This window comes from Gilliamella sp. wkB18 (genome assembly GCF_001690875.1).
Classification (GTDB): Bacteria; Pseudomonadota; Gammaproteobacteria; order Enterobacterales; family Orbaceae; genus Gilliamella; species Gilliamella apicola_A.
Genome location: NZ_LZHM01000099.1, coordinates 73,671 through 99,407, shown reverse-complemented (window position 1 = coordinate 99,407; position 25,737 = coordinate 73,671). Strand labels below are relative to the sequence as shown.

Here is a 25,737-nt window from a genome sequence, read left to right as displayed (position 1 = left end):
CCATGCCGAACTCAGAAGTGAAACGCCGTAGTGCCGATGGTAGTGTGGGTATTACCCATGTGAGAGTAGGGTGCCGCCAGACTTTTTAAATTATAGAGAGCCCAGCAGAGATGCTGGGCTTTTTTACGTCTATTAAATAAATTATATAAATGTATGTTAAATAGAATTTATTTAATGTGTAATATGATAAAATCAGTATAGGAATATAATGAAAACATTAATAGCTTTTAATAAACCGTTTAATGTTGTCACTCAATTTTCGCCTCATGAAAAATATCAGACACTAAAAGACTTTATTCCTTTACCACAAGTTTACCCGGCAGGTAGGTTGGACACCGATAGCGAAGGGCTACTTTTATTAACTAATGATGGTAAGTTACAAGCTAAAATCAGCTCACCAAAATTTAAGTTACCAAAAACTTATTGGGTTCAAGTAGAAGGATTAATTAGTCAACAGGCTATAGATAAATTAAAGCAAGGAGTCCAACTAAAAGAATTTTATACAGCATCGGCGGCAGCGACTATTTTAGAAGAGCCTATAAATTTATGGCAAAGAATACCACCTATTAGGGAACGTAAAACTATTTTTACCTCATGGTTAAGCATCACTATAACTGAAGGGAAAAATCGTCAAGTACGAAGAATGTGTGCTGCTGTTGGCTTTCCATGCTTGCGTTTAATTAGAGTTCAAATTGGAGGATATAATTTATTTACTCATCACTTACCTTTAGGTCAATGGAAAATAATAAAATTAGATGAACTTTATTGATCATAAATACCAATACTTGTATAAGGGAAATGATTTTTTATTTTTTGCTGTTTTATTGTAGGGAATATTTATACTGCTGCATTTAGTTATTTTTATGGAGAAAAATCTAGGCAAATTTTCAAAAATTCATCCATTTTTCCACTTTTTTAGCAACTGAATAAGCAATATTTTTTATAGAAATATTGCTTATTAGCTTTAGTATTAACCTAAAAGTAATGCATCATCAGAGACTTTCTCGCCACGAGTTTTTTCAAACATATCTAATAAATCAGTAACTGTTAATTTATTTCGTTGTTCTCCAGATACATCAAGTACAACTTGGCCTTGATGAAGCATAATTGTTCTATTACCGTATTCTAAAGCTTGTTTCATCGAATGAGTAACCATCATAGTCGTTAAATGATTTTGGGAAACGATATCATTAGTTAGATCTAGAATAAACTGTGCTGTTTTAGGATCAAGAGCGGCTGTGTGTTCATCCAGTAAAAGTATTTTTGAAGACTGTAAGGTTGACATTAATAAACTTATAGCTTGTCTTTGTCCCCCAGAAAGTAATCCGATCATATCCGATAACCGATTTTCAAGCCCTAAATTTAAAGTCGCAAGCTTTTGTTCGAAAGTTTTTCTAAGTTTACGGTTGAGGGCTGGCAATAATTTAAAACGATGCCCGCGGTTATAAGCAATTGCTAGATTTTCTTCAATGGTTAAGTTTTTACAAGTACCAACCATTGGATCTTGAAATACCCTAGCAACCATACCAGATCTTTTCCATGCTGGATGGCGAGTTACATTTTTTCCATCAATGATTATATCTCCTGAATTGCCAAATAGATCTCCGCTAATCACATTAAGTAAAGAGCTTTTTCCGGCTCCATTGCTACCAATAATAGTAACAAATTCTCCTTCATTAATATTCAAGTTAAGACCACGTAATACGTAATTTTCTATTGGTGTGCCTTGATTAAAGGTTAATTGCAATTGCTCAACTTTAAGCATATTTATTTCCTCTTTTTTTCGAGTATTTTTTAAGTTGCTTAGGTAGTACAAGTGCAAGTACAACCAATATTGCTGTAATAAGGTTTAGATCTTCTGTTCCAACCCCTATTTCTTGAAGAAATTCATTACTTAGTGCAAAAGCAATAAATAAGCGATAAAGGATTGAACCCAAAATAACGGCAAGCATAATAGCCCATATACGTTTAGTTGGAAATATACTTTCACCAATGATTATGGAGGCAAGACCAATAACAATTGTTCCAACACCAATAGTTATATCAGCACTACCTTGAGTTTGCACAAATAAAGAACCTCCAAGAGCTATTAAACCATTTGATATCGCCATTCCAAGAATGGTAATCCTACCAGTTGGAATACCTTGAGATTTTGCCATTCTTTGATTGGTCCCAGTTGCTCTTAAAGCTAATCCTATTTGTGTATTAAGAAATAAATTTAGCAACATCCAAAATACAATAACAAATCCGAAAATCATAAGAGGTTGTACGATGTACTGATTGCTATAATCTTCTGTTATAAACGGTGAGAAAATCGTGTTGGCATCAAGTAATGATAAATTAGGCGAGCCGGCCATTTTGGGTGTTTCATCCATAATATAAGGAGCTAATCCTAATATTCTCAAATTGATAGAATAAAGCCCTATCATAACAATAATACTTGATAATAATTGTAATATATTCAGTTTAACATATAGTAATCCAGTCATTGCACCAGCAATACAACCCGCACACATACCAAGTAATGTGGCAATCCAAGGATCAATACCAATATATATACATAAACCACAGATTGCTCCACCAAGAGGGAAACTAGCATCAGCAGTTAAATCTGGGAAATCCAGTAAACGAAAGGAAATAAATACACCTAAACTAACTAGCGCATAAATGAGTCCAATCCCGATTGAGCCTAATAAAAATTCAAACGACATGAAAATATCCAATAATAGTTGTCGCCTAATAGGCGGTTTAGTTATAAAGAATAAAATTATTTTTCAATAATTTTTGTGGCTGATTTTAATACATCTTCAGATAAAGTAATATTTTGGCGCTCAGCTATTTTCTTGTTAATAGTTAACTGAACGACATTTCCTATCTGTGGCGGAATATTACCTGGCTTTTCACCATTAAGTATACGTATAACGATTTTACCAGCTTGGCGACCAAGATCATAATAGCTCATTCCTAAAGCTGCAATTGCGCCTCGTTCTGCTGAATCAGGATCGGAAGCGATAAGAGGAATTTTACTTTCATTAGCTACTTTAGCTAATGCTTCATAAGCAGAAATAACATTATTATCTGTTGTAGTATAAATTAAATCGACTTTACCTTTTAAGCTTCTTGCTGCTGTTGAAATGTCAGAAGTACGTTGAGCAGGAACAGCTATAATTTTCATATCGCGTTTTTCAAGTGAAACCTGTAGTTGTTTTAATATGATAGTTGAATTAATTTCACTTGGACTATAAACATAACCAATATTTTTAGCATCAGGCTTTATTTTTAATATCATATCAATTTGTGAATCTAATGATAAAGCATCAGAAACACCTGTGACGTTGGTTTTTGATGCTTCCCAACTTGGTGTTAATTTTGCTGCGACAGGATCTGTGACAGCAGTGAAAATAATAGGTATAATCTTTGTTGTTGCGACTAAAGCTTGCGAGCTTGGTGTTGCTATACCAATAATGACATCTGGTTTATTAGCGACAAATTGTTTAGCTATTTGAGCGGCATTAGCGCTGCTACCTTGTGCACTTGAAAATTGTAATTTCAAGTTTTTTCCAGCTATATAGCCATTATCTTTAAGTTCATCTTCAACTCCTTTACGAACATTATCTAATGCAGGATGTTCAACAATTGCAGTAATTGCAACATATTTTTGCTTTGTTTGAAAATCCGCTGATGATGAAAAGGCTATAATCGAGAAAAGCAGCATGATAAATTTCAGAATTGGATGGCGCATTTAGGTACCTATGTAATATTTATTTTACAGCCAAATTGAATATTCATTTAATATAAATCGAATTATAATATTTTTCTAGAGTGAAAAACAAGTTGATTGTAAATTTTTAATTACAACCCGTTAATTATACTTATATAAAGAAGATTAGTTTTATAAATTTTAATCTATTAGTTTACCGTTATATGAAATTATGAAGGAAAGAAAGCATAAAGGAATTTGAATTTTCTATTATAACTTATAATATGCTTTGCTATATCTAAATAGCGCACAAAGCGCCTTTAGATAAAAAGCCATTTACTTTTTGGGGAACAAATACAATAATTATTGACCAATAACCTTATAAGCTGAGCTGATAATTTGTGGTGATAAATTTATACCTTGCTTTTGTGCGGCATCAAGATTGATGACAAGGCGCAATGCTTGACCTATTTCTGGTGTAATGCTTCCTGTTTTTTCACCTTTCAATATTCGAACCACTAATTTTCCTGATTGCCGACCAACATCATAATAACTCATACCATAAGCCGCGACAGCTCCATGTTCAACGGCGTCTGGAAATGATGCTAAAAGTGGGATTTTATTTTCATTAGCAAATTTTACTAATGATTCATAAGCTGAAACCACGTTATTATCTGTTGTAGTATAGATTAAATCTACTTTACCTTTTAATGTATTTGTTGCTGTTGATATGTCAGCAGTTCGTTGTGCAGGGACGGCAACTAATAAAATATTTTGTTTACTTAAATAGGTTTTTAGATTTTTTAAAACCACTGTAGAGTTTATTTCGCTTGGACTGTAAATGTATCCAACTGATTTAACATTGGGTACGATTTTTTTCATAAATTCGATTTGTGGAATAATTTCTTGATAATCGGAAACACCAGTAATATTCGAACCTGTTGGTTTCCAGTCTTTAATTAACTTAGCTGCGATAGGATCAGTAATTCCAGCGAACACAATTGGGATTTTCCTAGTAGCTGCCGCGGTTGCTTGAGCACTAGGTGTGGCAATTGCTACGATAACATCAGGTTTAGCAGAGATAAATTGCCTTGCAATTTGAGCTGCTGTTGCACTACTTCCTTGTGCACTTTTATATTGTACATTTAGATTTTTATTTAATATAAAGCCATTTTCTACTAATTCATCTTTAACTCCATCACGAATTTGGTTTAAGGAGGGATGTTCAATAATTGCTGTAATGGCGACGTTTTTAACGATATCAGCAAAGCTAAAAGATGGCATTGCTAACAGTATAACTATCAATGATAAATAACGGTTCATTTAGATAAACTCATAAACTAGTACAGTGATTCATTTTAGCTTTATTAAGCAAAAATGTTAAGTTGTATTTGACTATTAAGCATGATCACTGTTTTAGTATAAATATGAACAAAGTATTGCAGTATATAGAAACTAGCGTGTTTTTATATGGATAAAAATATTTCTATCAAAGAAAATTTTATTTTAAAATTGATTAATATGACAGCTAGAATGAACTAATATTAGTTACTTTGGAAATACAAATGGATTGATCCCACTTTTTGCAAAGCCTTCTTCTTCTGTTTTTATATCTAACATAAGAGAACCAATATCATCTGCGACTACTTCAATATATGGGTCTTTATCTTGATCAAATATTTTTAAATAGCTTTGGCAAACACCACAACATTCTGTTTTGATCGCAGATAATTCGTTATTTAGCGAAAAATATTCAATATCTTTTAGATTATCACAGCATGTGCATTTAACACGTGGTACATACCATTCACTTTCACATAAACTACAATGTAAGTATCGTAGCCCATTATTACTGCCAAGCTGAATAACGCTAGCTACAGGCATACAATTACAAACAGGGCATAACCAGTGCTGGTGGCTATTTTCTGCTACAGCTTTACCTTTGATTTGACTAGCAAGTTGACTGTAATGAATTGATAATGCCGACCATATAAATACAGCTTCATTACCATCTACATGATTGTACTCTTTATTAAGTAAATGAAATGCTTTATGTTGTAATTGCTCAGTATCATTTTTTTTTAATTGTTGAATAACGAATGCAACTTGTTCTGTTGTATTAGAAAGTAAATGCAATAGCGTTTTTAAATAATCTTGCCAAACATAAGTAAGCGGCAAGTTTTCTAAAGTTAATGGTGGTTTGTCATTGTTTAATAGATGAGATAGATCGGTATTAATGGGATTATTTTTAATTATTTCAGCTTGTTGTTCAACAATTGTGGAACAAAAAATCAAATAGCTAGACAGTGGACTTTCTTTAGCAAGCGCTTTCAAACGTTTTGCTCTACGCATATACAATGTATTCGGGGACGGATAAAAAAGTAATGGAATTTGTCTAATAACAGAATTTATATTATGTTGTTCAAGTTGCTCTTGTTGGATGATTTTAATGCTCATTATCGCTTACCATTCATGACTATTTTATCTAAAATTAAATTATTAATTTAGATAACTCCGCTGATTACTACCAGCGGATAATATCTATTAAAATTAATAATGATTATTAAGTGTTTTTTTGTTCTGCTTTTGCTTTTTGAATAATACTTGATTGTTCATTCGCTTGTAGTTCTTGTTGATAAATTTTTTTCATTTCTTCTTCATACCATAATGAGTGATTTTTATGCGCCCACGCACGTGAAACATAACCCGTAATCATTCCTTTTATTGAACCTTTGACCCAAAACGCCATATAAGCATGACCAATAGCAAGCAAAATTAGACAAATAGCAGCAAATGAATGGAAAAATATTGCAATGCGAACAATTTCAATTGAAAAGTAATCCGAAATGTATCTACGCCACATAATCATTCCTGTAACAAATAACACAGAAATTAAACCCATAATACACCAGAATAAAAATTTCTGACCGACATTGTATTTGCCAATAGGGATACCTTCTTCTTTACCCATAATGACGAATTTAAAGTTTTTTAACCACATAATATCATTTTTATTCGGGATATTGTGATGAGCAAGTTTTAAGAACATAAACATTAATAAAACAAATACAAAACAACCAATAATTGGGTGTAATACCCTAACTAATTGTGGTGTACCTAGTACTAATCCAAATAGTTTAATTGATGGAAAAAACAGCGATAAACCAGATAATGTAGTTAATATAAACAGGAAAACCATACACCAATGACAAAAACGAACTATAAGTGGTGTTCTTAATATCATTCCTTTCTTATTCATGATGATCCTCTTGATATAATGGATTATTCTTACTTCTAAAAGTAGGTAGTCCTAAACGTTTTCTTGCTTGTTTATCTGCTTCTTTCTCATGTTCTATATCTTCTTTATCGACTTCAATAGCTCCAACGCCCATGTAATGGAAAAGAAGTCCACTAAAAGTTGCAATAAACGCTGCAGCTGATAGCGGTTTCCAAGCTCCTTTCCAGAATTTAACTAGTTCGCTAATTTGCGGTTCATTTGGTAGACCATGGTAAAGCTCCGGTTGATCAGAATGGTGCAAAACATACATAACGTGAGTACCACCGACAGCTTGAGGATTATAAAGCCCAGCATGTTCGAAACCACGTTTTTTTAGATCTTCAATGCGATGCTCAGCATGGCGAATCATATCTTGTTTTGTTCCAAAATGAATAGCACCAGTAGGGCAGGTTTTAACGCAAGCTGGCTCTTGTCCAACTGCCACCCGATCAACACATAAAGTACATTTATAAGAACGATTGTCTTCTTTGCTTACTCTTGGTATGTTGAATGGACACCCTACAACGCAGTAACCACAACCTATACAATGCTCTGATTGAAAATCTACAATACCATTAGCATATTGGATAATTGCACCTTCAGAAGGGCAGGATTTTAAACAACCAGGATCAGAACAGTGCATACAGCCATCTTTACGGATAAGCCATTCGAATTTTCCGTTAATTTCAACTTCTGAGTAACGCATAACTGTCCAAGCTTTAGGCTCTAAATCAGCTGGATTATCGTATACCCCAACAGTATTACCAATTTCTGCACGGAGATCATTCCACTCACTACAGGCAACTTGGCATGCTTTACAACCAATACAAGTGGTTACATCAATTAATTTTGCTACTTCTTGCTGATAATCTCTTGCTCGTGGAGCAGGGGTCAAATCATTAGTTGCTGAGCGGCGGATGATATCTTGAGTTTGTAATGACATATTTATTCTCCCATCTTATGCCACTGTGGTAACTTTTTCGATATTGACTAGGAATGACTTATATTCAGGTGTTTGTGAATTTGCATCTCCCCAATGAGGTGTCAATTCGTTGACTAAAAAACCTTTTTTAGTTTGCCCGGTGAAGCCCCAGACAATTGGTATTCCAATAGTTTCGATCTCTTTACCATCTACTGTCAAAGTTGGTAAGCGTTTTGTCACAACTGCTTTCGCTTTAATATAGCCGCGATTAGATGTTATCTTTACTGTATCACCAAGTTTTATTCCCTTTTTATTGGCAAGATTTTCACTTAATTCAATGAATTGCTCTGGTTGTGTAATTGACGCTAACCTTGTATGTTGTGTCCAAAAATGGAAGTGCTCAGTAATACTATAAGTTGTACCAACATAAGGGAATTCATTAGCATTACCTAATCTTTCTAAATCTTCTTTAAATGCTCGAACAACTGGGTTATTTATCTGATTTGGATGTAAAGGGTTATTTGAAATAGGCGTTTCAAATGGTTCATAATGCTCAGGAAAAGGACCATCAACCAATCTATTTAAGCAAAATAATCCACCCAAACCATCATTATTCATAATAAATGCGCCAGCACCAGAGCTTGGTGACAATGTTGTGGTGAAATCAGCCACATCATTACCATCCCAGCTTGAACCATTCCATTTTACTAATACTCGTTTAGGATCCCATGGCTTACCATTTTCATCAGCAGAAGCGCGATTATAAAGGATTCTTCGATTCATTGGCCAAGCCCATGCCCAACCGGCATGAATTCCTTTACCTGATGGATCACTTGGATCTCGTCTAGCCATTTGATTACCTTGCTCTGTCCATGAGCCACAGAAAATCCAAATACCTGATGACGTTGTGCCATCGGCTTTTAATTGTGAAAAGCCACTAAGTAACTGCCCTTTTTTGAGAATAAGGTTATCATTATCATCGATTAAATCAGCAAGTGCACGACCATTGCATTCTTTAGCTAACTCTTCCGCAGCAGGTCCTCTAGGATCTTGGTAATCCCATGTTAATTTATTAATAGGCTCATGATATGCACCACCTTCTTCGGCATAGAGTTCTTTAATTCTTAAAAAGATACGAGCGATGATTTCAGGATCATATAATGATTCATAAGGAGGTCTGGCTGCAGCCCAATGCCACTGTAATAAACGAGAAGAGTTAACAATGGTCCCGTTTTCTTCGGCAAAACAATTGGAGGGAAGTCTGAAAACTTCAGTTTGAATCTTACTTGGATCAACATCATTTGACTCGCCGTGGTTTTTCCAAAACTCGGCTGTTTCTGTTGGTAATGGATCAATATTAACTAAGAATTTTAAATTTGATAAACCTTCGCGAATACTATTTTTATCAGGTAGAGCAGCAAGAGGATTAAATCCTTGGCAAATAAATCCATTAGCCTCACCATCGCGCATCATTTTACTAAATCTTAAAATATCGTAAGTTTTATCCCATTTAGGTAGCCAATCAAATCCCCAATTATTGTCTTTAGTCGAATTATTTCCATACATAGACTTCATAAAACTAACAAAGAATTTAGGGTAATTACCCCAAAAATTAACCTCAGTTGGACCAAGTGGTTTTGGTGTTTTTTCTTCTAAATATTGCTCTAATGAAACTTGAGAATCTTTCGGTAACTCGAGATAAGCAGGTAATCGATTAGATAATAAACCCACATCGGTTAATCCTTGAATATTTGAATGTCCACGTAGCGCATTAATACCTCCTCCCATTATACCAATATTGCCAAGAATTAGTTGAATCATGGCGGCAGCACGAATAATCTGTGTGCCATAAGTATGTTGAGTCCAACCTAATGCATATAAAAAAGTAGCGGCTCTATCATTAGTTTTAGTGCTGGCTAGGGAACGACAAACATGTAAAAAGCCTTCAATAGGACTACCTGTTATCTGATTGACTATTTCGGGAGTGTAACGGCTAACGTGTTGCTTAAGTAGATTCCAAACACAGCGGGGATGCTTTAGCGTTTTATCTCGTAGGGCATAGCCATTTACATCTTTTTGATATGCCCAGCTGGTTTGATCATATTGTTTATTTGAGGCATCATAGCCACTAAAAAGCCCATTATTTACATTAAAATTAAAGTCATCTCGAATAATCAGAGCAGCATTACTATGGGTGATTAAATAATCGTAATTCACTTCATTATGGGTAATAAGGTAATTAACAATACCTAATAAAAATGCAATATCTGATCCTGCACGGATTGGTACGTAATGATCAGCAACAGATGCGGTTCGATGAAAACGTGGATCAATAGCAATTATTTCTGCTCCATTAGTAATCTTAGCTTCAATAGCCCATTTAAAGCCTACAGGATGAGCCTCGGCAGCATTTCCTCCCATTACGATGATTACATTAGCATTTTTTATATCATTCCAGTTGTTAGTCATTGCGCCTCGACCATAAGTTGCTGCTAAGCTTGATACTGATGGTCCATGGCAAACTCTTGCTTGTGTTTCAAGACTTAACATGCCTAATGATCGGGCTATTTTAAATGCTAACCAACCTGTTTCATTGCTTGCGGCTGAGGTGACAAGCCAACCAGTGGTTGTCCAACGGTTGACAGTTGTACCTTTTTTATTTTTTTCAATAAAATTTTTATCACGGTCATCTTTCATTAGGTGTGCAATACGATCAATGGCCTCATCCCAACTAATACGCTGCCATTTATCTGATCCTGGAGCTCGATATTCAGGGTATTTAATACGTTGTTCACTTTTGATATAGTCGAGCACGCCTGCACCTTTCGGACAAAGTGAACCGCGGCTAACAGGGTGATCAGGATCTCCTTCTACATGGAATATGGATGATTCGGCATTTTTTGCGCCATCTCCACGGCTATAAAGTAACATTCCACATCCTACAGAGCAATAGGTACAGTTGTTACGGGTTTCCTTTGATTTCAATAATTTAAATTGGCGAGTTTGTGCAAGTGCTACATTTGGAGCAAATCCCAGTGTAGCTACCGTTGTTCCAGCCATACCACCAGCACAGATCTTGAAGAACTGTCTACGGTTAAATAGCATAAGGACTCCTTAAAAAGCTGACATTACATTATTTGGTTTATTATATTGAAGGTAATAAACATCCTTACTATTTGTAATGATAATATTTAATGAAATGGAAATAAAGGAAAAAACAGGAATGAATGCATGAAATTTGATGTGAGTCAAAAAATAGATAAAATAACAGTATTATTTTAAGTAATTACTATAAAAACCATAAAATTTATTTTGAGAAGATGGTAAGAAAAAATTGGTAATAATTTGTGAGGCTAAAAAAATATAAATCGCATGTTTATCGTGGTACTTTTTCCTTCATTAAATTACAACTTAAGTATTGCTTGCCTATCAGCAAGGCAAGCATAAATAATTTATTTAGGATTAATTTCTTCAATTGTTTGCATCACTCGTGTTGTTATAAGCGGTTTGAGTATAGTATTCATTTGTTCAATCTTTAAGACGTTAGTCCCGTTTTGGTCATCTAAATAACCTTGTTCACGTAATGCAATAACCAAAGTTGAAAATACGCCTTTATCAAAAAATTCAGGGGCATTAATACCGTGTAATACTGATAATCTTTCAGCAATTAACCGAGCTTCTTTTTCTAAAGAAGATCGGCTGATAGTTGGATCTTTTTGTAATAATGAAAAAGCAATAGTATAACGCTGTAGCATATCTTTAGATGATGATGCAAGTAACTGCAAATCAGATATTTTAAGGTAACTTAAAGTTAGTTTATCTGGTGAATAATCAATTAGATTTAATTCAGCGTAAGTTGCGATGATTTGAGATACATATTTAGTTAGTTGCTCATCATTATGGTAAAGAAATAACTCTGATTTGATTAACGGGAATAGCAATTTTATCTGTTCAATAACTGCACCTGGTGAAATTCGGTTATATTTTAGTAAAATGCGAGCCACTATAGCAGGAATAATTAATAAATGCTGAATATTATTGCGATAATAAGTCATCAATACTGTTTGTTCTGCCGTTAAGCCTACAATTTCACCAACTTCATCTGTTGTGATAACAAATTTTCCCATTCCTTTAGCGTGTTTGAATAGCTCTTCTGCCGTTTGATCTGGAATGGTAATTAAATTCGAATAGGGAACATTTTTCATTAATTTTAAAAGATAATCAATGTGCTCTAAAAGTTTCGCTTTGGTTAATGCATGCTGATCGGCAGCTAATAATATTGAACTACACAGATTCATGGCGTTAATTGCTGCTGATGAATTAATACATTCCATTATTTGTTTGGCAAGCAAATTGGTTGTCGGTGTTAACCAGTTAGGGCGCTGTATGCCCATTGGTTCAATAGCATCTCGCCAATTAGAAACCTGTTGATTTAAAAATTGGTTAAGGGGTATTGGTTGTCCAAAATTAACATAGCCAAAGCCTAACCTTTTTAATTTAAAAAAAGCTTTAATTGTGCGCCACAAACTCTCTTTTTCTTTTTTAGCGCCACGTAGCTCATTTGCATAGGTTGCTACTTCTAATATATGCTCATAACCAATATAGACAGGTACTATAGTAATTGGTCTGGCATCACCTCGTAATAGGGTTTGAATGGTCATCATCAGCATACCTGTTTTAGGGGCAAGAAGTCTACCAGTACGTGAACGCCCACCTTCAATAAAATATTCAACTGAATAACCTCGGATGAATAGCTCAGCTAGATATTCACGAAAGACGGCTGTATAGAGTTTATTTCCTCTAAATGAACGGCGAATAAAAAATGCACCTAATCGCCTAAAAATAGGACCTGCTGGCCAAAAGTTCAAATTAATGCCAGCAGCAATATGAGGAGGTACTAGCCCTTGGCGATAAAGAACATAAGATAATAGTAAATAGTCCATATGGCTGCGGTGGCAAGGTGCATAAACAATTTCATGACCATTTTGCGCAAGCTCTCGAATTGGATCAGCATTTGTCACTTTAAGCCCTTGATAAAGCCGGTGCCAAGCCCAAGTTAAGGCAAAATCAGTAATTCTAAGCATACGATAAGAAAAATTAGCAGCAATTTCATTTAGCATTGCTAATGCATCTTGTTTAGCTTGATTAAGGCTAATATTTTTACTTTTTGCTTCTTCTTGGATTATTTCTGAAAGACTAGGATTATTTAATAATTTATTCAGCATTTCTTGGCGAATGGGTAGCTTTGGACCTACTGATGCTGTTCTTTGTTTAGCAAAATGAATACGTGCAACACGTGCTAATTTGTGCGCTAAAATAGAAACATCTTGATTATTATCATATTCGATGGCTTTTAATGAAACAGCTCTTGAAAAACGTGTATAACAGTCTCGTCCTGAAGTGATTATTTTATATAATTTATACGTTGCACCAAACACTTGAAGAGATGGTTTTTTTTTGCCTTCTTTATCTGGACTGCGTCCAAACATTACCGATACAGGTAACATTTGAATATCTAATTGTTGATTTTGTTGATGAGCTAAAAGATAATTTCTTAAAATTGTTATAGATTTATACTGTTGTTTGTTTGATGCAAAAATACCTGGCCCTTTATCAATATAAATAAAAGCAGAAACCATTTTGCCATTAATATCAATACGTTTTAATGGATCTGGTAAATTATGATGCAGACAAAGGGAACGAACGACCATTAAGTCTATTTTCGAATGATATGGCAATACATAGAGGATTGGTCTGTTTGTATCAATATCTAATTCAGCAATGGGATCAGTAGGAATAGGTTTGCTTTTAACAAAAAGTTTAATTAGGAGTTGGATAAGTGAAAAATAAGCTTTAGTCCACCAAGAAAACATAAAAATAAACCTCATACTTTTGCGTAAATTATATACATTAAATCATGCCAGGTTGTTAACCAATCAACCAAACAAAAATTGAGTGTTTAGGTTGTAAAGCTAAATAATTCTTTTTTTTAATTAAAAAAAGAGGACTTGATTAAGTATATACTTGTTATCACTTAAAAGTTAGTAAAATTGCACAATCTTTTAGCTAATAACTATATTTGCTATTAATGGTTATAGTAATATATAAGCGTATTATAAAGGTTTATTAATATCAACTTCAACGAATCTCTTTGGATTATAAGGAATGATCTAAGTGCACCGGAATAATTTCTTTAATAAATTTATTAAACTAGTATATATAAAACCTGTTATAAAAGAAGTTAGTATCGTTATTTATATTTTTGTATATAATTAACAAACCATATGATTTATCTATGCATTATTAAAAAATATAATAGTTAGCCTTTTAAAAAGGATAGGTCATTGGTTAAAATTGCTTTTTATTTAATTAAGTTTTATTTAAAAACGTTTCGAACTTTAAAAATGAATAGTATATTTGTTATTGTTAAATCGTCGAGCTTTCGCTAAAAATAAATGTTTTAGGATTATTAATGTCTACACTCAGATTATGATGAATACATCTTATTTTTTAATTGGCAAACAATACTTTTGGTATTCGCTCATAATTTCCGATTTTATATTATAAATTTTAATGATATTTGATTTATTTATTGTTGCTTCTAATGCTCTTTTCATTTATTTTTTTCTTTCGATTAAACTATAGTTTATCTTCAGGTTAAACTGAATTATAAGTAACTTGGAGAAAAATAGTATGTTGTTTAACAGAAAATTGATGTGGCTTCAGCTAGAAGTTGGTACTAAATCACTTAATATTACTTTGATACTATCAAACCCCAGTTTTGCCTCATTCGAATAATCATAATGTTTACCGACTAGATATAACACAAATATTTGCAATATAGATTGTTCCACTAATGTGGCGGTTTGCTATCATATGTGTATAGTATTATTCAACTTATTAATTTTAATATATTATTTGATAAAGATATTTTAAAATAGTGTAAACAAACAGCATCACTTAAACGTCCCCAATTTTGACTAATAAAAATTTCTATTAATTAAACTTTTCAAATTTATACTTTTTGATATTTCCTTAATTAAATGTTTTAACGAAAATCAGCAATTAATTATTTTACTAAAAATAAGTTTTATTAAATTAATTTTTATTTCGATACAATATATCTAAAATATAACGTAACTCTTTAATCTCTAATTGACCAGGTGCCGAAGCGTTTTTGGCTGCACCAAAAGTCATTGCTGAACCAAACGTTGCACTAGCAATACGGCTCACGACGCCAAGCTCTGCCATAGACATGGTAATGATAGGTTTGGTTGCATATTTCTGGTTCATTTCAGTGGTGGCAGCAAGTAATGTTAATACATCATCTGTTGTTTGTGGCATAACAGCAATTTTGGGAATGTCTGCGCCAAGTTCTTGCATTTTTTTTAGTCGATAGATAATATCTCTTTTAGATGGCGTTTTTTCAAAATCATGATTTGATACCACAACAAATACCTGATGTTTGTGTGCAACATCAATAATATCTTTTACATAGTTATCACCAATAAACATCTCAACATCAATCAGATCGATAAACCCGCTACAAGCCATTTCTTTATTTAATTGAATATAAGATGTTAATGGCCATGGCTTAGCTCCACCTTCGTTTGCGGTTCTAAAAGTGAATAAAATGGGTTTATTTGGTAGTAAATCTGTTATTTTTTTAGCGACTAACTTTACAGTATTAAGATTATCAACGTGGATAAAGTGATCAACACGCCACTCTAAAACGTCAAAATCAATTGATTGTAAAAATTGTACTTCATCAATTAATTCTGCTTCAGTTTTACCGATAATTGGCACAATAATTTTGGGTGCGCCTGAACCGATTTCAAGTTTTTTGATGGTTAGTGTTTTCATTTTGTATCCTGTTAGCTAAAAATTCCGTTAATAGACCATAATTTTATCTGGTTTTAATTTTGTATTAAATAAAACAGTAGCATGAAGTCATTAGCATAAGAAATTATTTATTAATCATTAAAACCCATTTGCTCTTTCACATAATCAATAGGGGCATCTTCGCCTGTCCAAATTTTTATTTGAGCTGCACCTTGCCATAACATCATGCCAATACCATTTAATATTTTACAACCTTGTTGCTCAGCTATTTCAAGTAGTTTTGTTTTACGCGGACTATAAATACAATCTGTAACAACAAGATCGGGGGGTAACATTGTTGGATCTGTAATTAAGCTTTTTCCTTCTAACGGTTTCATTCCGACACCTGTTGCATTGCAAAGTACAACACTATCTGAAATTTCTTTGCGTAGTTGATCTTTATCGGCCAGATCGAACACGCATACATCACATTGAGTATTATGATTTAATTTTTTCGCAATGGTCTCTATTTTTGTATAGCACTCATCTTTTTGATTAAAGACAGTGATCTCTTTTACGCCATCAAGAGCAGCTTGTACAACAATGGCTGTTGCAGCCCCTCCAGCACCTAGAATGGTTATTTTTTTGCCTATTATATCAATATTGGCTTCTTTGAGCATGCGCATGTAGCCCATTCCATCTGTGTTATAGCCTGTTAAAACACCATTATCATTTGAAATAGTATTACACGCACCACTCATTTCCACAGCAGGTGTTAACTTATCAAGGTATTGGCAGACTAGTTGTTTGTTGGGCATAGACACAGCACTGCCACGTAATCCTAATGCTCGTATTCCTTTAATTGCGTCAGGGAGTTTTTTTTGGTCAACTTCAAATGCTAAATAAACATAAGGTACCTTTAATTTAGAATAAATGGTATTTTGCATTTGAGGGGATAAGCTATGGCGAATAGGGTAAGCCATTAAACCAATCAATAAAAAATGTCCGTCGATATTATTTCTCATTAACAACTCTCCACAATAGCCCTACATTTTAGTTAAAGGCTATTTTTAGAATTTTTTATTAACACATTTTTAATTTTATATATATTTATATATAGATGAAAGAGTGAGTATACACTATCGATTGCACTTTCAACATCTATCGCCTAGAATAATAAGTTTTCTTCTTAAATAAGAATTTATTTTATGAATACAGTGCTTGATTTGTTTTCTTCAATAAATGCGGTTGTCGTTGCGGTAATTTGCATGTTAATTTTATCTCTTTGCCGTGTTCATGTCGTTATTAGCTTAATAATTGGTGCATTTGTTGGTGGACTATTTAGCCATTTATCGTTAAAAGAAACTATTGATGCATTTAATACTGGGATCAGCAATGGAGCTAATATTGCGCTTTCTTATGCTATGTTAGGAGCGTTTGCAGTTGCAATATCAAAATCTGGCTTACCCGAATTATTGGCTGATAAAGCTATTAAGCAACTTACATCAAGCGATGCAAAAAAACGTATCAAGTGGATTTTGATTGTTATTATTGGGTTAGTAAGTATTTCATCGCAAAATGTTATTCCTATTCATATTGCTTTTATTCCGCTTTTAATTCCACCACTTTTATACGTAATGTCCCGTTTACAGCTTGATAGAAGAATGGTTGCTTGTATTATGACATTTGGATTAATTACCCCTTATATGTTTTTACCGGTAGGATTTGGAAATATTTTTTTGAATCAAATTTTATTAAAAAACATTACTGCATCAGGAATGGATGTTAGCCATGTAAATGTAATGCATGCAATGGCAATTCCTGCATTAGGTATGTTTGTTGGTTTATTATGGGCTATTTTTATCAGTTATCGTAAACCTAGAGAATATAAAATTATTCATAAAGAGGCGAATCAAGAAGCTTTAAAAGATGTGAATAAGCGTTCACTTATTGTTTCATTATTGGCGATTGTTCTATCTTTTACTATTCAACTTTATACTGGTTCAATGATTTTAGGTGCCTTAATTGGTTTTATTTGCTTTATTGTATCGGGTTCGATTAAATGGGGCGAAGCTGATGGCGTTTTTACGGACGGCATCAAAATGATGGCTATGATTGGGTTTGTAATGATTTCAGCGCAAGGTTTTGCCGAAGTGTTAAAACAGACTCACGAAATAGAACCTTTAGTTAACAACAGTGCAGCATTATTTGCTGGTAATAAAGTGATTGCCGCTTTTGTGATGATGCTAATTGGTCTGGTTATTACATTAGGTATTGGATCTTCATTTTCGACAGTCCCTATCATTGCCGCAGTATATGTACCACTTTGTGTACAACTCGGTTTTTCACCAATTGCCACCGTATGCTTAATTGGTGCATCAGGTGCGATAGGTGATGCGGGATCGCCACCATCAGATACTATTTTAGCGACCTCTTCTGGGCTAAATAGTGATGGGCAACATGATCATATTCGTGATAGTGTTATTCCAACATTTACCCATTTTAATATTCCATTATTTATTGCTGGTTGGATTGGCTCGTTAATTTTATAAGTTAATCCAATTAAATGAATTAAGGTCGCTATTCATTATGAATAAAAAATCATCCCAAAATATTAGAGCCATTTGTGCGCAAGCTATTTTTAATGTGCTAGAAGAAGGACAGTCATTAAGCGCTACATTGACAACTTTAAACCACAAAATAGCCGATAAAGATAAGGCGTTAGTACAAGAAATCTGTTTTGGTGTGATGCGAGTGTTACCAGAACTCAACTTTTATATTCATACCTTGATGAGTAAAGTGTTAACGGGTAAAAATAGAATTTTACATGACCTATTGTTAGTGGGTATTTACCAGATTCTTTATACCCGTATTCCAGCACATGCAGCAGTCGGTGAGACAGTTAATGCGGTCAATACTCTCAAAAAAACACAGCTTAAAGGGGTTGTAAATGGTGTATTGCGTGAGTTTTTGCGCCAACAAACATCATTACAACAACAATTTACACAAGACAGCAAGCAACAAAACCAGCAGACATTACACCCAAGTTGGTTGTTAACACGCCTTAAGCAAGCCTATCCAGAGCAGTGGCAAGCCATTGTTCATGCTAATAATCAAAAGCCACCAATGTGGTTGCGAGTTAATCTTAACCAATATTCAGTAAGTGATTACCAACAATTACTTGCTGAACAACAAATTGAGTCTGATAGCTTTCCAGAGTTACCTAGTGCTCTGCGATTATTGTCGCCAGTCAATGTAAATAAATTACCCTATTTTGATGAGGGTGCTGTCACGGTACAAGATCTGTCTGCGCAATATGCCGCTTATTTACTTGCTCCACAAAATGGCGAGTTCATTTTGGATATGTGCGCAGCACCTGGTGGTAAAACCACACATATTTTAGAAGTTGCTCCAAAAGCACAAGTTTTAGCGGTGGATATTGAGCCTAGCCGAGTGAAGCGCATTCACGAAAATTTAACTCGATTAAACTTACATGCCGAAGTTAAAGTTGGTGATGGATTAACCCCAGAACGATGGTGTAAAGGGCAACAATTTGATCGCATTTTACTTGATGCGCCTTGCTCAGCAACAGGCGTTATCCGCCGTCATCCAGATATAAAATGGTTACGCCGAAATAGTGATATTGCCCAATTAACTGAGCTACAACATGCAATCTTAACTAATATTTGGCCTTATTTAAAAACTGGTGGTACTTTGGTTTATGCCACTTGTTCAATTCTACCAGACGAAAATAAATTACAAATTGAGCGTTTTTTACAAGAGAATACCACCGCAAAATTACGAAGTGAACTTAAGCAATTTTTACCTACTGAAAACGGTGGTGATGGTTTCTTTTATGCGGTATTAACGAAAGAATAAAATTAAGTTGTTATTTTTGTCGAAAAGCTTCAGGAAGTATAGTGTTGAACTATAAAATGGTAAATTACTTGCTTAATCCTAACTTGGACAAAGTTTAGTAGTTATGATAAATTTTAGGCTTGTTTTATGTTAGGAATACTATCTGATATGGCTTACACGCTTACCTACAATGATTTACCTGAAAATATCCAAAATTGGCAAGGTTTGCCGCTTTCATTAAATGGCTGTGAAGTTGTTCCTTTAGATTATAATGCAGGTAAAACAGGTTGGATTATTTATGGTAAAAAGTTAAACAAAACGGTATTGTCAAAATTTCAAGAGCAGCTTGCTATGCCAATGGTGATTGTTTCATCATGGAAAATTAAAACTTACCAAATTGTTCGTATCGCTGGCGTCATGCCTAAAAAGGCGAAATCTATTTCACTGAGATTAGGTATCGATGTCTCTCCAATTGATAATCTACCAACATTGCAGTCACCAGGTTTATTAGTGATGGATATGGACTCAACGGCAATTGGTATTGAGTGTATTGATGAACTAGCAAAATTGTTAGGGGTTGGTGAACAAGTTGCTTGTGTTACAGAACAAGCCATGCGAGGTGAACTGGATTTTGTAAATAGCTTACGTAAACGTGTTGCTATTTTAAAAGGTGCTAATGAAAGTATTTTACAACAGGTTAAAAATAAACTTCCTCTCACGCCAGGTTTGATTTATTTGATTAAACAGTTACAACAACGGAATTGGCATGTAGCAATTGTATCAGGGGGATTTACCTATTTTGCCGAGCATTTAAAACAGAAGCTAAAACTAACGGCTGTATATGCTAATGAATTAGAAATCAAACATGGAAAATTAACTGGTAAAGTTTCTGGTCAAATTGTTGATGCAAAATATAAAGCAAGGACATTACAACAACTAGCAGCATCGCTGGAAATTCCCATTGAACAAACTGTCGCAATTGGTGATGGAGCCAATGATTTGATGATGATTCGTATTGCTGGTCTTGGCGTTGCTTATCATGGTAAACCTAAAGTTGTCGAAAAAGCACGAATTAGTATTAATTATGCTGATTTAACGGGGTTATGGTGTATTTTATCCACTAGTTTATTAAGCGAAGGTTAGGAGATTAAATTGGCAAAAGCAGTAAAACGTGCTTATGTTTGTAATGATTGCGGAGCAGATTACCCACGTTGGCAAGGGCAATGTAGTTCATGCCATGCTTGGAACACCATTACCGAAGTTAGGCTTGCAAGTACCTCTTCACGTAACGACAGATTAACGGGTTATGCAGGTAGCGGGATTGGGCAAGCTAAAATTCAAAAATTGTCCGAAATCAGTTTAGAGGCACTGCCAAGATTTTCAACTGGTTTTTCAGAATTTGATCGTGTGCTTGGTGGTGGTGTCGTACCGGGGAGTGCCATTCTCATAGGGGGAAATCCTGGAGCAGGTAAAAGTACGTTGTTACTGCAAACCATGAGTAAGCTTTCATCACAAATGAATACACTTTATGTTACTGGTGAGGAATCCCTCCAACAAGTTGCAATGCGTGCACACCGATTAGGTTTACCTGCGGATAATATTAATATGTTGTCCGAAACCAGTATTGAGCAAATCTGTTTATTAGCTGAGCAGTCACAACCTAAACTAATGGTGATTGACTCAATTCAAGTAATGCACCTGACTGATATCCAATCTTCGCCCGGTAGTGTCGCTCAGGTTCGAGAAACAGCTGCCTATTTAACTCGTTTTGCTAAAACAAAAGGTATCGCTATTATTATGGTGGGACATGTTACTAAAGATGGCTCACTTGCTGGCCCAAAAGTACTTGAGCACTGTATTGACTGTTCAATTTTATTAGATGGTGATGCTGATTCTCGTTTTAGAACTTTACGCAGTCATAAAAACCGTTTTGGAGCAGTAAATGAGCTGGGTGTGTTTGCTATGACTGAACAAGGTTTAAAAGAGGTTAGCAACCCATCAGCAATTTTTTTAAGCCGTGGCGATGAAATGCTACCGGGTAGTTCGGTAATGGTATTGTGGGAAGGTACTCGCCCATTACTGGTCGAAATCCAAGCGCTAGTCGATCACTCGATGTATGGTAATCCAAGACGTGTGACTGTAGGCCTAGATCAAAATCGGCTTGCATTATTGCTTGCAGTATTGCATAGGCATGGGGGATTGCAAATGGCCGATCAAGATATTTTTGTTAATGTTGTTGGTGGTGTAAAAGTTACCGAAACAAGTGCGGATTTGGCATTGATTGCAGCACTTGTGTCAAGTTTTCGCAATCGTCCGTTGCCACAAGATATCGTTATTTTTGGTGAAATTGGTCTTGGAGGCGAAATTCGACCTGTACCGAGCGGGCAAGAACGTATCTCTGAAGCGGCTAAACATGGTTTTAAAAAAGCAATTGTACCTATTGCCAATATGCCGAAGAAAAATCCCGAAAATATGCAAATTTTTGCAGTTAAAAAAGTGTCAGAAGCACTAGATATTTTAGGTGATTTTTAAAAAACAGATAAAATAGTAATAGTTAAAATTAATCCGCCAATAAGATTATCGGCGGATTAAAGTTGGATTCAATTTTTATTAAATGGGTTAATATTATTGTTTAATAACAAATTTCATAACAAGGTTGATAAGCGCTTCCTCCTGGCAATTTCATTCGGTTTTGTTTAACGAAACTACGCAATAAATTATCGAGTTGCTGCATAATTTCAATATCACCTTGTAATTTGTATCGACCATTTTCGGCAATTTGCTTCATACCAAATTCTTTAACATTTCCTGCAACAATACCAGAAAACGCACGACGCAAATCAGCGGCTAACAGCTCGACAGGTTGCTCACGATGAAGATTTAATGAGGCCATATTAGCGTGAGTAGGTTCGAAAGTATGTTGTAATGATTCATCGATTTTTAATAGCCAATTAAACCCATAAGCATCGCCTGTTTTTAAGCGTGAAGCTTTAACATGCTTAACACCCTCTTTCATAATACGAGCTACTTGTTCAGGTGAGTCGATAATAATTTGATAAAGTTTAGTTGCCTCATCGCCTAATGTGCTACGAATAAAGCTGTCGATAGAAGCAAAATAGGACTCGCACTCTTTAGGACCCGTTAAAATTAGAGGTAATGTTTGATGTTTATTTGCAGGGTTTAATAAAATACCCAGAATATAAAGCAATTCCTCGGCGGTTCCCGGTCCACCAGGGAAGATAATAATGCCATGAGCCATTCGTACAAATGCTTCAAGGCGTTTTTCGATATCGGGCATAATAATCAATTCATTGACTAATGCATTAGGTGGTTCAGCTGCAATAATTGATGGTTCTGTCATGCCAATAAAACGGCTTTCTTTATAACGCTGTTGCGCATGACCAACAGCAGCGCCTTTCATTGGTGCTTCCATAACACCTGGACCACAACCAGTACAAATGTTAAGTTCACGCAAACCAAGTTGCATACCTACTTGACGAGCATAATAGTATTCATTTTCGTTAATCGAATGTCCACCCCAGCAGACAACCAAATTTGGCTCTTCACCCACATGGAGTGCATTGGCATTGCGTAAAATAGAAAAAACAAGGTTTGTAATATAAAACGATTGATCCCTTTCAAATTTGAAATCGGAAATAAGCTCTTTAACTGCACTGATTTGACTATTTAAAAAAAGGATATCGCGTAGTACAGCAAAAAGGTTAGCTTGAATTGAGCGAATAATTTTACCATCAACAAAAGCACTTTTTGGTGCATTAACCAATTCCAACTTGACACCACGCTCTTTGCTAATCACATTAATTTCGAAAGACTGGAATCTATCTAACAGATCTTTAGTATTATCAGTCTTACTGCCTGCATTTAGTGTCGCTAAAGAGCAATTTCTATATAATTTATAAAGCTCACTATTGGCGGATTTTTTTAAAATATCGACTTCTGCTTGAGCAAGTAAATCCATTGATCCTAATGGGCTAATATGGGTGATCATTGCAACCTCGATTTATCGGTTTCATCTAAAAAAGTTATTATATACCTAAACAGATGGAATAGATAACTTGGTAAAATAACATTTTATTTTGTTATACCTTTAAGAGTGAGGTCGCATTTTTTCGATAATTTGGTTACTGTACTGTTGAATTGCTAATAGTCAAAAAATAAAGTCTATGTTAGACTTAGTTAAACTCTGAAGCTCTTTTACTAAAGTGTTTTTTATTGATTTTATATGTTAGGTGAGCTGTGGTATAGCACAAAAATTGCTATGCTCTTGGATTTGGATAAGGTGTTTAAACTTATATGCAATTAGTTGATAATTATCGACGTCGATTTCAGTATCTGCGTTTATCGATTACTGAATTGTGTAATTTTCAGTGCCAGTACTGTTTACCGAGAGGTTATCAGCCTAACAAGGAACATAAATTTTTGTCGCTCAATGAAATTAATCAAGTTGTGGCAACATTTACTGAGCTCGGTGTACGCAAAATTCGGTTAACCGGTGGTGAGCCTACTTTGCGTCGCGATTTTATTGATATCTTATCGCTCATATCTTCCTATCCCAGCGTGAAGGAACTCGCTATTACGACCAATGGTTCACGTTTATTAAAAAATATTCACCATTGGCATCAAGCTGGTTTAAATGCGATTAATATTAGTATTGATAGTTTTTCTCCCCATTTATTTAAATTAATTACTGGTCAAAATAAGCTTAAAGAATTACTGCAGTGTGTTGATAAATCGTTAGAAGTAGGTATAAAAAAAGTCAAAATTAACACTGTTTTGATGAAAAACATGAATGATAATTTAAATGATTATTTGTTATGGATTAAAGATATTCCAGTAGAGTTGCGCTTTATTGAACTTATGGAAACAGGCGAAAGCAATGATGTATTTAATCGTTATCACTTGTCTGGTAGTTTTATTGAAACACAATTAATTGCGCAGGGATGGGAGTTACAACCCAAAAAACCTTTATCAGGTCCTGCTAAGATTTATGTGCACAGCGACTATCAAGGAAAAATTGGTTTGATTATGCCCTATTCAAAAGATTTTTGTAAAAGTTGCAATCGATTACGTGTATCATCTATCGGTAAATTACATTACTGCCTATTTGGCGATGCGGCGGTTGATTTACGTGATTTGTTGGAAAGCTCAGAACAGAAACAACAATTAAAAGCAAGAATTCTTGCTTCATTAATGATTAAACCAGAAAAGCATTTGTTACATGATCATCATGTAGGACTCACCCCTAATTTATCTTATATCGGTGGATAATTGGCTGTTCTGTTTTGGAACTTTGTCAATTTGCCAATGTTGTATAGCCCAATCTAGTAACTGTTTTTGAGTGGCGTCTTGCCAATTTTCTGGCACACATTGCCCTAGAAACTGTAAAGCCTGGACGGTTAACGCTTTAAAATTGTTTAAATCAATCGGGCTAGCATGATTTTGTTTTGATAGTTTATTGCCATTTTTATCTAATACTAGTGGTAAATGGCAGTAACTTGGCACAGAAAAACCAAGCAGTTGATATAGTGAGATTTGTTTTGCAGTAACAGGTAAAAGATCTGCGCCACGAACAATTTCGGTAATTCCTTGTTCATGATCGTCTAATACTACCACTAAGTTATAGGCAAATAAGCCGCCTTTTCGGTGAATAATAAAATCTTCTTGCGCGCTTGCTTTTTCAACTGTTTGTAAGCCACGAATCTGATCTTTAAATTGAAAAATAGGATGATTTTGTTTTAAACGTATAGCAACTTGTTGTTTATTATTGATAGATAAATGTCGTTTACGACAAAAATTATCGTAAATACCATTTGTTAGGTTTTGAATTCGTTGTCTAGTACAGTCACAATAATAAACTTCTTGTTTGTCTATTAGTGTTTTTAAAATAGTGCGGTAACGCTCACAGCAAGATGATTGATACAAGACCGTATCATCCCAATATAGATTAAGTGCTTCAAGCGTTTTTAATATAAGTGATGATGCCCCTTTGACTTCTCGTGGTGGGTCGATATCTTCGATACGGACAAGCCATTTACCACGACAAGATTTAGCTTGGAGATAACTACCAAGAGCTGTTACCAACGAACCGAAATGTAACGGTCCTGATGGTGAAGGGGCAAAACGACCGATATAATACAT

Annotated in this window: 19 protein-coding genes and 1 rRNA gene; 7 read left to right on the top strand and 13 right to left on the bottom strand. The window is 34.6% G+C overall.

The features are described from left to right. A 5S ribosomal RNA gene (gene rrf, locus A9G48_RS12235) occupies nt 1-82 on the top strand; the annotation flags it as partial. Nucleotides 83-208: 126 nt separating this feature from the next. Next, nucleotides 209-769, top strand: coding sequence for a pseudouridine synthase (locus A9G48_RS10440; protein ID WP_065576141.1), 561 nt, complete (start codon nt 209-211; stop codon nt 767-769). 201 nt (nt 770-970) lie between these two features. Here A9G48_RS10440 and A9G48_RS10435 read toward each other — a convergent pair whose 3' ends face one another. The 11 genes from A9G48_RS10435 to A9G48_RS10385 form a co-directional block, all read right to left on the bottom strand. After that, nucleotides 971-1,765 carry an ABC transporter ATP-binding protein gene (locus A9G48_RS10435; RefSeq protein ID WP_034948371.1) on the bottom strand — a complete coding sequence of 265 codons (795 nt, stop codon included), beginning with the start codon at nt 1,763-1,765 and terminating at the stop codon, nt 971-973. Further along, nucleotides 1,758-2,711 (bottom strand): ABC transporter permease, encoded by a 954-nt coding sequence (locus tag A9G48_RS10430; RefSeq protein WP_034948368.1) that lies wholly within the window; start codon nt 2,709-2,711, stop codon nt 1,758-1,760. Before A9G48_RS10430 ends, A9G48_RS10435 begins: the two co-directional genes overlap by 8 nt. 56 nt (nt 2,712-2,767) lie before the next feature. Continuing rightward, nucleotides 2,768-3,742, bottom strand: a complete 975-nt coding sequence (locus A9G48_RS10425; protein ID WP_080715942.1) for an ABC transporter substrate-binding protein — start codon at nt 3,740-3,742, stop codon at nt 2,768-2,770. A gap of 321 nt (nt 3,743-4,063) precedes the next feature. Continuing rightward, on the bottom strand, nt 4,064-5,023 hold the full coding sequence (locus tag A9G48_RS10420; RefSeq protein ID WP_034948365.1) for an ABC transporter substrate-binding protein: 960 nt from the start codon (nt 5,021-5,023) through the stop codon (nt 4,064-4,066). A gap of 225 nt (nt 5,024-5,248) precedes the next feature. Next, nucleotides 5,249-6,157 (bottom strand): formate dehydrogenase accessory protein FdhE, encoded by a 909-nt coding sequence (fdhE, locus tag A9G48_RS10415; protein ID WP_034948363.1) that lies wholly within the window; start codon nt 6,155-6,157, stop codon nt 5,249-5,251. Between the two features lie 106 nt (nt 6,158-6,263). Next, nucleotides 6,264-6,959: a formate dehydrogenase subunit gamma gene (locus A9G48_RS10410; protein WP_051825461.1), complete on the bottom strand. Its 696-nt coding sequence runs from the start codon at nt 6,957-6,959 to the stop codon at nt 6,264-6,266. Next, nucleotides 6,952-7,920, bottom strand: coding sequence for a formate dehydrogenase subunit beta (gene fdxH, locus A9G48_RS10405; protein WP_080715941.1), 969 nt, complete (start codon nt 7,918-7,920; stop codon nt 6,952-6,954). Before fdxH ends, A9G48_RS10410 begins: the two co-directional genes overlap by 8 nt. 15 nt (nt 7,921-7,935) lie before the next feature. Beyond that, the gene (gene fdnG, locus A9G48_RS10400) at nt 7,936-11,004 is read right to left on the bottom strand and encodes a formate dehydrogenase-N subunit alpha (RefSeq protein WP_080715940.1); all 3,069 of its coding nucleotides are present in this window, start codon (nt 11,002-11,004) and stop codon (nt 7,936-7,938) included. A 347-nt stretch (nt 11,005-11,351) separates the two neighbouring features. After that, nucleotides 11,352-13,772, bottom strand: a complete 2,421-nt coding sequence (gene plsB / locus A9G48_RS10395) for a glycerol-3-phosphate 1-O-acyltransferase PlsB (RefSeq protein ID WP_051825458.1) — start codon at nt 13,770-13,772, stop codon at nt 11,352-11,354. Nucleotides 13,773-14,997: 1,225 nt separating this feature from the next. Further along, nucleotides 14,998-15,762 (bottom strand): type I 3-dehydroquinate dehydratase, encoded by a 765-nt coding sequence (aroD, locus tag A9G48_RS10390; RefSeq protein WP_034948360.1) that lies wholly within the window; start codon nt 15,760-15,762, stop codon nt 14,998-15,000. Nucleotides 15,763-15,872: 110 nt separating this feature from the next. After that, nucleotides 15,873-16,745 (bottom strand): shikimate dehydrogenase, encoded by an 873-nt coding sequence (locus A9G48_RS10385; RefSeq protein ID WP_034948359.1) that lies wholly within the window; start codon nt 16,743-16,745, stop codon nt 15,873-15,875. Between the two features lie 183 nt (nt 16,746-16,928). Between A9G48_RS10385 and A9G48_RS10380 the strand changes: the two genes are divergently transcribed. The 4 genes from A9G48_RS10380 to radA all read left to right on the top strand — a co-directional run bounded on the left by A9G48_RS10380 (nt 16,929) and on the right by radA (nt 22,110). Beyond that, nucleotides 16,929-18,272, top strand: coding sequence for a Na+/H+ antiporter family protein (locus A9G48_RS10380; RefSeq protein ID WP_034948358.1), 1,344 nt, complete (start codon nt 16,929-16,931; stop codon nt 18,270-18,272). A 37-nt stretch (nt 18,273-18,309) separates the two neighbouring features. Continuing rightward, the gene (rsmB, locus tag A9G48_RS10375) at nt 18,310-19,599 is read left to right on the top strand and encodes a 16S rRNA (cytosine(967)-C(5))-methyltransferase RsmB (protein WP_034948357.1); all 1,290 of its coding nucleotides are present in this window, start codon (nt 18,310-18,312) and stop codon (nt 19,597-19,599) included. Between the two features lie 147 nt (nt 19,600-19,746). Further along, nucleotides 19,747-20,721 carry a phosphoserine phosphatase gene (gene serB / locus A9G48_RS10370; RefSeq protein WP_034948414.1) on the top strand — a complete coding sequence of 325 codons (975 nt, stop codon included), beginning with the start codon at nt 19,747-19,749 and terminating at the stop codon, nt 20,719-20,721. A 9-nt stretch (nt 20,722-20,730) separates the two neighbouring features. Further along, a complete protein-coding gene (gene radA / locus A9G48_RS10365; RefSeq protein ID WP_034948354.1) occupies nt 20,731-22,110 on the top strand; it encodes a DNA repair protein RadA in 1,380 nt (459 codons plus the stop codon). 100 nt (nt 22,111-22,210) lie between these two features. On the opposite strand, the gene ppnN is transcribed toward radA, so the two are convergent. Then, on the bottom strand, nt 22,211-23,587 hold the full coding sequence (ppnN, locus tag A9G48_RS10360) for a nucleotide 5'-monophosphate nucleosidase PpnN (protein WP_034948351.1): 1,377 nt from the start codon (nt 23,585-23,587) through the stop codon (nt 22,211-22,213). A 305-nt stretch (nt 23,588-23,892) separates the two neighbouring features. On the opposite strand from ppnN, the gene moaA reads away from it, so the two are divergent. Further along, a complete protein-coding gene (moaA, locus tag A9G48_RS10355) occupies nt 23,893-24,867 on the top strand; it encodes a GTP 3',8-cyclase MoaA (protein WP_034948348.1) in 975 nt (324 codons plus the stop codon). On the opposite strand, the gene gluQRS is transcribed toward moaA, so the two are convergent. Beyond that, nucleotides 24,847-25,737, bottom strand: coding sequence for a tRNA glutamyl-Q(34) synthetase GluQRS (gene gluQRS / locus A9G48_RS10350; RefSeq protein ID WP_034948346.1), 891 nt, complete (start codon nt 25,735-25,737; stop codon nt 24,847-24,849). The genes moaA and gluQRS overlap by 21 nt on opposite strands.